General features: G+C 54.7%; 14 protein-coding genes and 1 pseudogene. 10 read left to right on the forward strand and 5 right to left on the reverse strand.

The window, feature by feature from the left end; translation table 11 throughout:
- Window positions 1–321 precede the first annotated feature (321 nt).
- The 5 genes from N5D61_RS11265 to N5D61_RS11285 form a co-directional block, all read right to left on the reverse strand.
- Entirely contained in the window at window positions 322–1,059 is a 738-nt protein-coding gene (locus N5D61_RS11265) for an AraC family transcriptional regulator (protein WP_108238978.1), read from the reverse strand.
- Between the two features lie 91 nt (window positions 1,060–1,150).
- Entirely contained in the window at window positions 1,151–2,314 is a 1,164-nt protein-coding gene (locus N5D61_RS11270; RefSeq protein WP_279892666.1) for a PLP-dependent aspartate aminotransferase family protein, read from the reverse strand.
- Between the two features lie 52 nt (window positions 2,315–2,366).
- Complete coding sequence (locus N5D61_RS11275) at window positions 2,367–3,755, reverse strand: VOC family protein (protein WP_279892667.1); 1,389 nt, start codon at window positions 3,753–3,755, stop codon at window positions 2,367–2,369.
- Between the two features lie 72 nt (window positions 3,756–3,827).
- Window positions 3,828–4,289: a RidA family protein gene (locus N5D61_RS11280; RefSeq protein ID WP_279892668.1), complete on the reverse strand. Its 462-nt coding sequence runs from the start codon at window positions 4,287–4,289 to the stop codon at window positions 3,828–3,830.
- A 31-nt stretch (window positions 4,290–4,320) separates the two neighbouring features.
- Entirely contained in the window at window positions 4,321–5,493 is a 1,173-nt protein-coding gene (locus N5D61_RS11285) for an FAD-binding oxidoreductase (RefSeq protein WP_108238982.1), read from the reverse strand.
- Between the two features lie 424 nt (window positions 5,494–5,917).
- Between N5D61_RS11285 and N5D61_RS11290 the strand changes: the two genes are divergently transcribed.
- The 10 genes and pseudogenes from N5D61_RS11290 to N5D61_RS11335 all read left to right on the forward strand — a co-directional run bounded on the left by N5D61_RS11290 (window position 5,918) and on the right by N5D61_RS11335 (window position 13,244).
- Window positions 5,918–6,694, forward strand: coding sequence for an SDR family NAD(P)-dependent oxidoreductase (locus N5D61_RS11290; protein WP_279892669.1), 777 nt, complete (start codon window positions 5,918–5,920; stop codon window positions 6,692–6,694).
- Between the two features lie 7 nt (window positions 6,695–6,701).
- On the forward strand, window positions 6,702–7,370 hold the full coding sequence (gene pxpB / locus N5D61_RS11295) for a 5-oxoprolinase subunit PxpB (RefSeq protein WP_279892670.1): 669 nt from the start codon (window positions 6,702–6,704) through the stop codon (window positions 7,368–7,370).
- Entirely contained in the window at window positions 7,367–8,320 is a 954-nt protein-coding gene (locus N5D61_RS11300) for a biotin-dependent carboxyltransferase family protein (RefSeq protein ID WP_158541392.1), read from the forward strand. Before pxpB ends, N5D61_RS11300 begins: the two co-directional genes overlap by 4 nt.
- A gap of 16 nt (window positions 8,321–8,336) precedes the next feature.
- Window positions 8,337–9,104 carry a 5-oxoprolinase subunit PxpA gene (locus N5D61_RS11305; protein ID WP_108238985.1) on the forward strand — a complete coding sequence of 256 codons (768 nt, stop codon included), beginning with the start codon at window positions 8,337–8,339 and terminating at the stop codon, window positions 9,102–9,104.
- A gap of 30 nt (window positions 9,105–9,134) precedes the next feature.
- Window positions 9,135–9,584 carry a biotin/lipoyl-containing protein gene (locus N5D61_RS11310; protein ID WP_279892671.1) on the forward strand — a complete coding sequence of 150 codons (450 nt, stop codon included), beginning with the start codon at window positions 9,135–9,137 and terminating at the stop codon, window positions 9,582–9,584.
- Between the two features lie 2 nt (window positions 9,585–9,586).
- Window positions 9,587–10,969, forward strand: a complete 1,383-nt coding sequence (accC, locus tag N5D61_RS11315; RefSeq protein WP_279892672.1) for an acetyl-CoA carboxylase biotin carboxylase subunit — start codon at window positions 9,587–9,589, stop codon at window positions 10,967–10,969.
- A complete protein-coding gene (locus N5D61_RS11320) occupies window positions 10,966–11,358 on the forward strand; it encodes a hypothetical protein (protein ID WP_279892673.1) in 393 nt (130 codons plus the stop codon). The genes accC and N5D61_RS11320 overlap by 4 nt, the downstream gene beginning before the upstream one ends.
- Before the next feature lie 3 nt (window positions 11,359–11,361).
- Window positions 11,362–11,988, forward strand: coding sequence for a TetR/AcrR family transcriptional regulator (locus N5D61_RS11325; protein ID WP_279892674.1), 627 nt, complete (start codon window positions 11,362–11,364; stop codon window positions 11,986–11,988).
- A 111-nt stretch (window positions 11,989–12,099) separates the two neighbouring features.
- A pseudogene (locus tag N5D61_RS11330) lies at window positions 12,100–12,584 on the forward strand (AzlC family ABC transporter permease); the annotation flags it as partial.
- A gap of 423 nt (window positions 12,585–13,007) precedes the next feature.
- A complete protein-coding gene (locus N5D61_RS11335; RefSeq protein WP_279892675.1) occupies window positions 13,008–13,244 on the forward strand; it encodes a LysR substrate-binding domain-containing protein in 237 nt (78 codons plus the stop codon).
- The last annotated feature ends 353 nt before the right edge of the window (window positions 13,245–13,597 follow it).

Below are 13,597 nucleotides of genomic sequence, written 5' to 3' on the forward strand. Positions count from 1 at the left end.
TCGCTGAAAATTTAATCCGCGAATATATATTCCCGAACGGGCTGGCAACTGCACAGTGCTAGTGTGAGAGTTCTGTTTCTTGGCAGGGCTGAGCAAGTTTAGTCAATTGCGAAATGGCTTATAGAAGCAGCCGAATGGGTGAACATGTTCAGTGTCGTGGGTGGTAATCTACCCGCGGCATACTTCAGTGCCTCCTAACCTCTGCGGCCGTATTACCCCCTTTAGGATGTATGCTTGCAGTCAAAAGCGAGATTGTTAGACATTATGTGTGAGCCGTGTGGGCACTACGTTTCTTAGGACGAGGCTGAATAGGAACATAGTTTAGGCGGATTTAGAATTACGGTAGTCGCGCGGAGTGAAGTGCGTCGCCACTTTAAACTGGCGGGAGAAAGCGCTGTGGTCCGAGTAGCCGCATTCTGCGGCGACCTCGGTAACGTTCAAGTTTGTCGTTTCAAGTAGCATGCAGGCTCTGTCTATTCGCATTTGCAGAAGTAATTGCTTGGGGGTTAGATGAAATATCTCTTTCGATAGCTTTTCGAGTATGTCAACGGAAATGCTCACGCGTTTGGCTACTTCACTGATGAGAATCTTGCGACTGCAGTCCTCGCCTAGAATTTTCAGGAACTCATCCAACCGCTTGTAGTTAAGGTGGTTTTCATCAGGGCGTGGGAGTCGCCTGGATATTCCGATAAGGCCTTGAATCTCGCCATCGTCTCCACGAATGGGATACTTTGTACTAAGGCACCACTGCCGGCCGCCATCAGCAGAAAAGTAGAGACGCAGTAGGTCAATAATCTCCTTCCCACTGTTGATCACTTCCATATCCTGCGCCCAAGTGCTATACCCCGTGACGGGAAACAGCTCATCAGCGGTTCTGCCGCAGACATTTTCCTTGCTTTTGACACCACTCTGTTGCACGACAGCCCAATTGACGACTACATACCGAGATTCTCGATCCTTGATGTAAAACAGCACATCTGGGAGTCGGTCAAAGATGTGTTCAAGTAATGCGACGTCGCGTCCCGCAGCGCGAAACAATCCTTCGCAGTCAGTCATCATCGCTTGTATTCCTCATAACCATCGCACCCAGTCGGGTTCTCACCGATCCTGAGACTGGCTGGAACCCGAGCGTTACGCAGATGCTTCGTGACTATTTGTTGAGCACATCGAGCGCTTGCTCTAGGTCACCGATCAGCGCCTGAATCGGTTCGATACCAACCGAGAACCGGAGCAAATTCTTCGGCACTACGCTATCAGGCCCTTCAACCGACGCACGATGTTCGACCAGGCCTTCAACACCGCCAAGTGATGCGCCAATAATGAACACCTTCAGCGCGCAAGCGACCCGTTGCACGTCTTCTGGCGACCCGTCGAACAGAATAGACATCATCCCGCCGAAGCCATTGGTCATCTGCCGCTTTGCTACTTCATGACCTGGATGAGACTCAAGGCCGGGATACAGTACGCCCTGTACCTTAGGGTGCTTGAGGAAGTGCTTGGCTAACGCAAGGGCGTTGTCGGATGCGCGCTCGAAGCGTACCGACAACGTACGCATACCTCGAATCAGTAGCCACGATTCGAAAGCCCCCAGCACCGCTCCCGATAAATTGCGAATGACGTTAACTTCATCCCAGCGTTCGTCAAGCGTATTGGTAACCAGCACTCCAGCCAATACGTCACTGTGCCCATTCAGGTATTTGGAGCATGAGTGGAAAACGATATCCGCGCCTAGCTCCAGTGGGTGTGAGGTCACAGGAGGCGAAACGCTGCCGTCTACGCACAGAATGCCGCCAACCGCGTGCACCGCGTCTGCGGCTTCTTTGATATCGATGATATCCCACGTTGGATTGACTGCGGCTTCGATCCACAACAAGCCGGTGTTTGGGCGGATTGCCTTACGCATCGCGCCTGGCTTCGATTGGTCGAAAAAGCTGAGTTCGATACCCCGGCGCTCGGCAATCCGGCGCATCCATTTTTGGGCGCCGTGATACATAACCTGCGGCGCGAGGATATGCTGACCGGTTTTGACCGTTTCTAGGATGGCGGTTGTGGCCGCTAAACCTGAGCCGAACAAGCGAGCTTCTCGTCCACCTTCCAGCTTCGCAAGCAGCTCCTCTGCCAGAATGGTCGTAGGATTGCCATATCTGCCATAGCGGATGTTGCCGATCAGCTCGTAATTCTCGTCGCGCGCGAAGACAGTAGAAGTGTGGATAGGAGGCACAAGTGCGCCGGTGCGATCGTCTACAAAGTGATCAGCCTGGATCAGCAGCAAGCTTCTGTCGTCATCGGTAATCGGCAAATTCTGGTCGTTCATGTGCAGCTCTCGCTCTGTTGTTCGCGGGAAATGGATCGTTGTTATCGCGTAATCAGCCGTGAATTGTTTTCAGTTGTTTGAGACTGTTCTCAAGAGACTGGGCTTGTGCGGCATCGTAGAGTTCGAACTCGTCCAGCACTGGCAGACCCAGAGCAGCTTCGAACGTGGTTTGGTTGGACGGGATGCCATAGTCGCCGTGAACCGCTTCTCCCAGGTTTGACTGGAAGATGCCCGCCGCGCTGACTGGCAAGAAGTCTTCGTAGATCAGTGGAGCGATGGTCAGATATCCGTGTTCCAACAACGCTTCGACGTTCCAGCTTTCATCGAGTGGCGGAGCATCGGCGGGTTGCGCGGTGCTGTAGCGGAAATACGCAAGGCCCAATGTTCTCAAATCTCTGTAATCGTCTGGAATTTGAGTGAACGCCCTTTCAAGATGCTGCCCATATGTCGCAGGTCCTCCACCAGCACTGGTGTGTGCGGCCTTGGCTTGGGTGAGAAGTTGGTCATACAGTTCACGGCCTTTGCGGGTCAGAGCGATCCCCCGCTGTTCAATCTCACCGAACCGGGCAGTGTGTCGGCCCTGTGCATCGTTCTGATCGGTAAACGCGACTGCCTCTTCCAGCGCTTTGAAGCTGGTCTGACGCAGCAGGATTGGGCAACGCCGCAGCGGCGGGCCCTCGATCAGTGCTTTTGCATCGATGCCGTAGGAAGGCATCAACGCCTGTACGCGGTCGATGTCTAGGGTACGAGGCGTCAAATGGTTTATATGCGGTCCTTTGAACGCGGCGATATCCGCAACGAGTCTGTGCTCCGCATTCAGGCGGGAATACTGCTCGCTGGTGACAGTCGACTGACTGTGCCATTTGAAGGTTTGCAGTGCTTGCGCTACGAATTCCCGTACTTGGGGCTCAGTCAGCCCACCGCAGGCTTCGAACGCTGCGACCAACTCCCTTGCGCGGTCAGTAAAAATGTCGCGTTTTTCGATCAACTCGCGCGCAAGCTCCCGGGATTCCGGGTCGCTTATCAGTTCAAGGCGCAGCAACGATGTAAATAATCTGAAGGGGCAGGCATGCAAAGCGGCGTCAGTGACAGGGCGAAATGCAGTCGCATGAACAGGGACACCCGCAACGCTCAGATCGTAATAGCTAACCGGATGCATACCCATAACTGCCAGCAATCGCCGCATCATGTTCAGTTCCTTGGAACTCCCGAGGCGAATGGCGCCGTGACGCTCGACTGACAAACGACTTAAATGATCATCGTCACTGAGCTGGCTGGCCAACAGAGGCTGTTCGTCCAGCACTTGAGTATTGGTTGCGTTGACCAATTCCAGCAGGTCACCGTAAAGCGGGACCTCCTGCTTATACATATCGGACATCGCCTCGGAAAATTGCAGGCGGATGGAATCAGTGCTCACAAAGGCACTTTTTGTCTCGGACATGGCTAACCTCTAGCGCCTCTACAGAGGCTGGGCGATCGTTCAGCAGTTGGAGATAACGGATTAGGAAACGAATCACTCGACTTCAAAAATCGCTTCGATTTCGACACTGATTCCACCGGGCAGAGACGTAGCACCCACGGCAGAACGAGCATGCCCTGGCGTTTGGGGCAGAGCCTTGTTGAACAAAAGGCTGCAGCCGTCTACTACCTTGGGGTGGTCCGTGTACTCGGGTACGCAGTTGACCAGCCCCAATACCTTGACCACGCCCTTGAGCCGATTCAGGTCGCCCAATGCAAGCTTGGCGGTGGCCAGCAATTGCAGGGCAATACGCTGAGCATCCTGAGACGCCTGCTCGGTGGTATATCCGGCACCTACTTTGCCCTTAAGGAGAGTTCCCTGGTCGTCGCGGGGGCCTTGCCCGCTAAGGAACAGCAAACTGCCGGCCAGGTAATAAGGCTTGTAGCTGCCAACGCCTGCGGACAGTACGGGCAACTCAAGTCCTTGTTCTTGCAACAGTTGTTCGATTTTGCTCATAGGTAGTTCCTGCTGACAGGTGTATCGGACCTCAATAGACGACTGATTCCACGATGGGCTGGTTGTTACGAATGCGCTGAAAACCAAGCGGCGAGAGATCCAGCGAGGTGAACTTGCCGTGGGTAATCAGTTCGGCGACTCCACGGCCAGTCGCGGGTGAATGCATGACGCCATGCCCGGAAAATCCAGTCGCCAGCACGAAATTCTTCAGAGTGTCGTGGGCACCGACGATTCCGTTGTGGTCCAGTAGATTCATCTCGTAATGACCTGCCCATGCACGGCGCAGACGCAATTGCTCCATTGCCGGAATACGGTGGGCAAGTAACTCCCACAATTTGCCTTCGAGTAGCCCATGTGCGGGTTCGAAATCGTCGTTGGGGTGAGCATCGTCGATCTCGTCCGGTGCGATACCAGCGATGAAACCATCACCCTCAGGCCGCACCCACAATCCAGAGTTGTCGAACAGCATCGGGAATCCCTCGCTGGCGACGGGCGAAGTAAAGTGAAAGACCGTACGTTTGCGCGGCTCGACCGGGATTTGCACCCCTGCAAGCCCAGCTACTTGGCCGCCTGCCGGTCCAGCTGCATTGACACACCAGTCGCAGGCAACTCGACTACCGTCAGCGAGCCGAACTCCTACGACTGCGTCTGCTGAAGTCTCAATGCCAGTAACCTCGCCATTGATGTACTCCGCGCCGAGTTTGCGTGCTTGCTTACGCACCAGTTGCAGGAGTGCCCAGGCATCGAACCAGCCTTCGTTGGCACTGCCATAAGTCGCGATGCCTATATCGTCGACGTTCAGCCAGGGATAACGAGCGCGGATATCTTGAGGTGTCAGAATCTCGATACTCGCGCCTTGCTCGCGCTGCATCATCGCGTTTTCACGCTGACTCTGCGCCGCATCATGCGACCCCAGCATCAGATAGCCGCGCTCATCGAAGCCGATGTCGGCGTCGTCACCGAAGTACTGTTGGACGTTCTTGAACACATGAACGCCAAACAGGCTCATTCCAATGTTGAATGGGCAACCAAACTGAGTACGTACTGATGCGGCAGACAGAGCAGTAGAAGAAAACTGGTAGGTGCTGTCCTTCTCGATGATCTTGATCTGTCCTTTGAAGCCTTCCTGCCTCAGAAAGTACGCAGCAAAGCTTCCAATGATGGCGCCACCAATGATGACGACCGTTTCTGATACCTGGCTCATCACGTCCTCTCCACACTTCTCTCTATTGAGCCAATAGTGTGCAGCTCGCCTTGTTTTATTGTCTTGCAGAGGCTCCGTCGATAATCACGGTTTACTGCATAGTTTTCGCAGCCAGACGGATATTTGAACGATGATGATTTTTGCGCTATGGGCTTACACTAGCTCTGTTAATCCACGCACAAACGTTCGCTTTTAGCGCAGAAAAACTACCAGGTGCGCCCCTGAACTGATGAGCCAGATAAGGCGGGGATCCGTCAAAAAAAGCGGCAATAGCACTCATTCTGGCGAGCATAACTGTGCAAAAAACCGAGAAAAGCCACCACAGAGGGTGCAAGCCAGCTAGAGGCTAGCTCCGTAGCATTGAGACAGTTGCCCTGAGCCAAAACCCAGGGAAGTTTCAATTCATCAACGGAGATGGCAGGTAATGAAGCATCAAAACAAAGTTGCGCTAGTCACAGGTGCCGCTCAGGGGTTGGGTCTCGCATGTGCCGAACGGTTCCTGGCAGATGGTGCAAAAGTGGTATTGGTGGACGTGCAGGGCGAGAAAGTCAAAGCACAAGCCGAGCGTTTGGGTGAAAAAGCTACCTGGTATGCGGCGGATCTCAGCGAAATTGATAGCGCGATGGCAGCCGCGATTGTCGCTAAAGCAGTCGATCACTTTGGCTCGATTGATATCGTGCTCTGCAACGCGGGCGTCATCCATACCGCCGACTTCGTAGATTTCCCTGAAGATCAGTTTGATCGGATTCAACGCATCAACCTCAAGTCGCCTTTCCTGATCGGGCAAGCAGCGGCACGCGTCATGATCGATCGTGGCATCAAGGGTGCCATCATCAACATGTCGTCCATCAACGCGATCCTCGCCAATCCGAGTGCGGTGGGTTACGCCGTTTCCAAGGGTGGGGTGAAGCAACTGACGGCCGTTATGGCAGTGGCGCTGATTAAACACGGTATTCGCGTCAACGCTCTGGGCCCAGGCACCATCGGAACCGAACTGGTGATGAACTCGGTCATGGCTAGTGAAGAACAGCGTAAGACAGTCCTGTCACGTACCCCGATTGGCCGACTGGGCGATGCCTCCGAGGTGGCTAGTGTGGCCTCGTTCCTCGCCAGCGATGATGCTTCGTACATAGTTGGACAGACCATCTATCCCGATGGCGGCCGTCTGATCCTCAACTATACAGTCCCTGTTAACGAGTGATCGGCTTATGCCTAGCCTCAATCTCAAACCGATGTTGAGCGTTGCAGGAACTCGCGGCATTTTTCTGAATGCCGCGCAGGCGCAGTTCAATGATCAGGTACAGAGCAGAATCCTGTCCATGGCCAGAACGGTCGACACTCATCCGTTTGTGACTGAGACGGTGCCTGGCGTGAACAGTTTGTTGGTGGTTTACGAGCCACGCAACATTAGCGCAGGCGATCTGATGAGAAAGCTCTCTGCGCTATGGGATCAGACCGATTCCGTTAACTCGCCGGGTCGCCTGTTTGAAATCCCCGTTCAGTATGGGGGAGCGAAAGGTTGCGATCTCAAAACCGTCGCCGATTACTGCAGCGTGTCGGTGGAAGAGTTCGTCCGTATTCACAGTGAGGCTGAGTACCAAGTGGCTTGCTTGGGTGCCATGCCAGGTTTTCCGTATCTCACGGGACTCGATGCGCGCATTCAGGTGCCGAGACGTTCATCTCCGAGGCTGAGCCTCGACGGAGGGTCCGTCACCATCGGGGGCAGTCACGCCGGTATCACGCCATGCGCTGCACCGTCTGGATGGCATGTCATTGGCGGTACGGCAACCCGACTGTTTGATCCGAGCGCTGAACAACCGGCTCTGCTGCAACCAGGCGACCGGATTCGTTTTGTCATTGAAGGAATCCAATCGTGATCGAGATCCTTACTACGGGTGCTTTGAATTCGGTTCAGGACACCGGTCGGTTCGGCTATCTGAACCTTGGCGTCGCGCAGTCCGGCGCTATGGATGCTACTGCACTGGCGGTTGGTAACTTGGTGCTGGGCAACGACCCAGCTTGCGCGGCGCTTGAAGTGGCAATGTACCCGTTCAAATTAAGGTTCACCAAGGAGCAGACCTTCGCCGTCGTAGGCGCACATTGCCAGATCACGTTAGGCGAAAGAGTCGTGCCACCTCAATGGGTATGTCATGCCAAAGCCGGCGACACTCTTGTGCTGCAACCACCGAGCGTCGGCGTGCGCAGCTATGTCTGCTTCGCCGGCGGGCTTGATGTTCAGTTGGTCATGGGATCGCGTTCGACTGATTTGAAAAGTGCATTGGGTGGGCTGGAGGGTCGTGGTCTGAGGCGCGGAGACACGATTGATGTGTATCAGTCTGCTGCTTTTGAGTTCAGCGGTGGCGTGTGCGCCCCCACTTCGGTTGTCACAGGGGAAGCTGAAATCCGAGTGACCGCTGCTTCTGAGTACAGCGAGTTCTCAGACGAAGAACTACGACGTTTTTTTACAAGCAAATGGACAGTCACCCAAGAGTCCAACCGGATGGGTATCCGCTTGGCAGGTCCAACAATCGCCCCCCGGCAGAAAATGGAGATGCTTTCACATGGCATCTTGCCTGGAACGGTTCAGGTCCCCCCCGCCGGGCAACCCATCGTGCAAATGGCCGATGCGAACACCTGTGGAGGCTACCCGAAAATCGCCAACGTGATCGACGTTGATATAGCTCGCCTAGCACAGCTTGCCGTGGGATCGACGTTCCGATTCGTCGAAGTCACGCATGACCAAGCGCTGCAGGCGCAAATCCAGCTTGACGATGAACTGTACCGACTGCGGCGAGTCGTCGGCACTGCGTACAAAAAATTAGTCTAAAAACGAGGAACAAGCCGTGTCGAATTCATTCAAGGTCGATCTCAATACCGATATGGGCGAAGGGTACGGCGCCTACAAGATGGGCGATGACGACGCCATTCTGGATGTCGTGACCTCAGCCAACATCGCCTGCGGTTTTCACGCCGGTGACCCTGAGATTATGGCGCAGACGTTCGCTATGGCCAAAGAGCGAAACGTGGCTGTCGGAGCGCATCCAGGGTTTCCGGATCTGTGGGGGTTCGGCCGGCGAGTGATGGCATTCACGCCCGGGCAGATTGAGCGCCTCGTTGCGTATCAGATTGGTGCGGCGCAAGCGATGTCCGCTCTGGCTGGTCATCCAATTACTCACGTGAAGGCACATGGTGCCCTGAGCAATCTCACCGCACAGGATCCGCAGGTGGCGGCCGCGGTGTGCCGCGCTGTGAAAGCAGTCGATCCCACACTGATCTGTTTGGTCATGGCCGTCGGCGACCACGCGAAGATCGCCCAAGACATGGGGCTGACCACCCGCGCTGAGATCTTCGCTGATCGCGCGTATACCGAAGACGGCCACTTGCAAAATCGCAAGGTGGCGGGCGCGGTCATTCACGACCCGCAGCTCGCAGCAGAGCGTGTCATACGCATGATTCGCGGTGGGGGCGTTGAGACTGTATCGGGGAAAATCTTCAGTTGCCCAGTGGATTCCATTTGCGTCCACAGCGACACGCCTGCGGCAGTAGAGATCGCCCGAACGATCCGTAAGCTTTTGGCGACCGAAGGCATCGAAGTCACCAATTTCAGTTGAATCGCGCTTTATATAAGAACAGGTGCCTGTATGAAGATTGAGTTCATCGAGCGGTTGATCCAGCTCGCGGAGCGTACCGGATTGGGAGAACTGGAGTACTCCGAAAACGGAGACGTAGTACGGTTCAAACTGGATGCCGATGAGGCCTCACCCTTAGGAAGCGCCCAAGCAATCAGTGACGACGCAGCGACGACGATGGTGCAAACAGCGGCCCAGACTCCTCTTCCAGCAGCCGACGGTCAAACGGTCATCTCAAGTTTGGGCGGGGTGTTCTATCGCGCACCAGCTCCCGGTGAGCAACCGTTCGTGCAGGTCGGCGATTGGGTGGAAGAAGGTCAGACGCTCGCGATCATTGAGGCAATGAAGATGCTCAATCCCATCGAATCTCCCGCACAGGGCCGCGTTTCGGCAATCCTCATTCGCGAGGGCGAAATGGTTGATGCGGGTGCGCCGCTGTTCACGATCAATGAGGAGGCTTGAACATGGCCAGTGCTGCTTTTGACACATTGTTGATAGCAAACCGTGGCGAGATTGCGCTGCGTATTCTGCGCTCGGCCCGGGATCTAGGGTTACGCACAGTGGCTGTTCATTCGGAGGCCGATCGCGACCTATTGCATGTGAATATGGCCGATCAATCCCTGTGCATTGGCCCTGGAGCAGCCAGCTCCAGCTATCTGGATGCCAATCGCATCTTGCGGGCCGCTGAGCTGACCGGGGCCGGGGCAATTCATCCCGGATACGGTTTTCTTTCCGAAAATGCCAACTTTGCTGAGTCAGTTGAAAAGGCCGGATTGATCTTTGTAGGACCAGATTCGGCAGCTATTCGCATCATGGGAGACAAGGTCAGCGCCAAGCAAGCCATGCTTCGAGCGGGAGTTCCCTGTGTACCTGGTTCTCCGGGCGCGCTTCCAGCTGATAAGAAGGAGACCCACGCGCTCGCCAAAGCGTGTGGCTATCCCCTGATCATCAAAGCCTCCGGAGGAGGCGGAGGACGCGGAATGCGTGTGGTGCGCTCTGCCGAGCAGCTTGACGAGGCAGTGGCCGTGACTAAGGAGGAAGCCGGGCGAGCGTTCGGCAATCCTGAGGTCTACCTTGAAAAATTCCTTGAGCATCCCCGTCACATCGAGATCCAGATTCTTGCCGACGGTCACGGTAACGTGGTCTGGCTAGGGGAGCGTGACTGTTCGATGCAGCGGCGTAATCAGAAAGTGATCGAAGAGGCACCTGCGCCAGGTATTGATCGTGACGCGCTTCGGGATCTTGGCAAGCGTTGTGCGAAGGCTTGTTCAATGATCGGCTACCGTGGTGCCGGCACGTTCGAGTTTCTCTATGAAGATGGCGAGTTCTACTTCATTGAAATGAATACCCGTGTGCAGGTCGAACATCCAGTAACCGAGTTGGTGACTGGCGTGGATATCGTCCGCGAGCAACTGCGTATTGCAATGGGTATGACCCTGTCCATCGAGCAGAAAGACGTCAGGATGCGGGGGCACGCTATCGAGTGCCGTATCAACGCAGAAGATCCGTACACCTTCGCCCCCTGTCCGGGCAAAGTTGAGCAATGGATTGCGCCCGCAGGTCCTGGCGTCAGGGTCGATACGCACTTGTATAGCGGTTATACCATCCCGCCTTACTACGATTCGTTGATCGCAAAATGCATCGTGCACGCAGCTTCTCGTGAGGAAGCTATTGCTCGTATGCAGGGCGCGCTCAGCGAGACACGTCTAAGTGGTGTGAAGTCCAACATTCCATTGCATCAAACGCTGATGACGGAGGACGGATTCGTGCAAGGTGGGGCGGACATCCATCACCTTGAGCGTTACCTCAGCCAAAGCAATGAGCGGACCAGGGAGCATGCGAAGTGACACACGAAGAACTTGAAAGGCTGGTGACGTTTGTTGCTTCGACCCAAGTCCGTAACTTTGAGTTCGAACACGGAGGGCAACACTTGAAGTTGAGTGTTGCACCTCGCCCGAAAACGGCCACGAAGGTGGTTGCGTCCTGCGAATCGATCAGAAAGGCGAAAGTGGTTAACTCACCTGAAATGGGCGTCCTCAGACTGACCCATCCGCAACAGAGCGAGCGTTTTACCGCATTAGGGGCAACCGTCAAGAAAGGACAAATAATCGCATTCGTCCAATACAAAGATACGCTTGAAGGCGTGGTGAGCGAACACGATGGTGTGCTGGCGCGAGCGTACGCAACTGATGGCGCTGTCGTCGGTTATGCCGACATCCTTTTTGAGCTGGAGTGATACATGACACAAACCCAGTTAGCCGAGCCTTTGCAGAGCCCCGCCGAAGCCATACTGAATTCAGCCATGCAACTGATCGCCGAGCTGGGTTTTTCCGCGATGTCGATGCGTTGCCTGGCTCGAAAGCTGGGATTGCAGCCGGGAAGCCTTTATCACCATTTCAAAAGCAAAGCTGAAATGCTTGAGCAGGTCCTTGAAAATATCATCGATCAAAGATTCGAGCGTTGGCAATGCGCCCGACCTAAGCGTGCCACCCCGTCAGACCTGCTTACCGCATTCGTCACGTTTCACGTGAACGATCAACTGACGGTTGGCAGGGTGGAAGGGTTGGTATTATCAGAAATGCGCCACTTGGGTGAAGACCAGCGGGCGCGTCTAGCCCAAGAGCGCGACCGGTATCTACTTGAACTCATAACAATTATTGCTGGGTGCACAGGGCGGAAACATCATGACTCAGATCTAAGGTTGATGGCGACGAGTGTCATCCTGTTACTCGACAGTGCGCCTGAGTTGATAGCGCGCAGCCAGATAACGCTGCACAGTCAAGCCGTGTCCGCTCTTTTGGCGCTTACCTATAGGCTGCTGAGACTGGAGGGTGGGCACTCGCAACGCCTGCGCCTGATTCCTTGAGCGACTGACTGCCAACTGGGACCCGATTCCGGCTAAGTACGCCGATTTGCTCATTCGATTTTCAAATAGAGCTATACGAAATATAAGTTGATCAAAAAGGGTGATTTGATCGTGATACTTGTCGGTGCGGCGCAATTTGCTGTGTCGGATCTCTGAGGTGAACACGTGCCGACGGTGCCTTTGGTCGTATCAGTTATAGCCATCAATGCCAGGCATCTGCTCATGGAGGCCACCCTTTATCCTTGGCTAAGAGATCTTTCGCCCGCCAAACGCTAAGGCGTTCTGGTGATTAGCTCCGATGCAAATTGGGCAATGGTGGGCCTGTCCCATGACAACGGACGCCAAGAAGCTGGCTCGGCCTTCATTTCGGCAATGCCCTGCATGATCCAGTGAGCCTTGGTCTCGACATGGTGATGGGCTGCTTTCTACTCGCTATGGTGGTGGGTGGGAAGAAAGGTCTGCGCATGCTGGTCTATGGGGGCGCGGCCTGCTCTTCAATCGGCGCTTACTGGTTTCTTCCAAAGTACAGCCATGTTGTCTCCGGCGCATTGACCGGTGGCATTCTTGGTGCGCTCTGGGGGGAGAAATCCAAATGAAAATCGAGCCAACTGGTAATGGCACGTTGATCGTGATTCTAATCATGGCCTTGGTCCCACTATCTGCGTGCTGCCCAGATGTCGGAGGGGTAATGAATCTACGGCCGTCGATCTAAATCTATTGGTTCTTTCCGATGCGTTGGTGACAGAGCTCTATGTGACGCGTGCAGCCCTAAAGGCGCCGATAAGTCAGCCGGCAATGAGCAGCGCCGTATCGCGCTTGCGCGTGTTGTTCAAGGATAACTTGTTCATCCGGGTTGGGAGGATGATTGAGCCTACACCGCGCGCAATCGAATTGAGCGTCGGTGTCATCAGGATGCTGCGAGAGATGGAGCGTTTGATGACCTCTGAGGTTACCTTTGAACCGGCCTTGAGCGATGATCATTTTTTGGTCGCCTGTCAGATCTGGTCACCTACCTCGTAATGCCACAGCTAGCTGGTGAGTTTCTTGTCCAGGCACCCGGCTTAAAAGTGGATATTACTCAGGTCTCCGTCGATCAGACGATTGTGATGCTCGAAAACGACCAGCTCGATTTCGCAATCAGCACGCAACTTAAACTTCCGTCGAATATCAGTGGTGAACCTCTTTTCACCGACCAGATGATTTCCGTTATGCGTAGTGGTCATCCCCTTGGCAGCAGGAGATTTGACGTTGGATGAGTTTCTACGTGCGCATCACGTTCACGTGACGGTTACTCAGCATGACGTGCGTTTTGTCGACAATGTGTTGGCCGAGCGAAGTCTTCGTAGAAAAATTACGCTAACCATCCCCCACTGGTTGGCATTACCGGTGATACTCACGGAGACAGACTTGATTTCCGTTGTGTCCGAGCGGCTGGCATGTTGATAACGCCGTGGCCCGCAGTTGTTGCCTGCATGGCAATCATAAGCGGCTTGCTCTCCGATCGCTTTAGCCCCGATGTGCTCTGCACCACCGGACTGCTTATTCTTTCTCTTGGGATGTTCGCGCTTAGCGTTCTTCCGGATCACGTCGCGTTCATCGACGTTGGATG

Origin of the sequence: Pseudomonas sp. GD03842 (assembly GCF_029841165.1) — a bacterium.
Taxonomy (GTDB): Bacteria; Pseudomonadota; Gammaproteobacteria; order Pseudomonadales; family Pseudomonadaceae; genus Aquipseudomonas.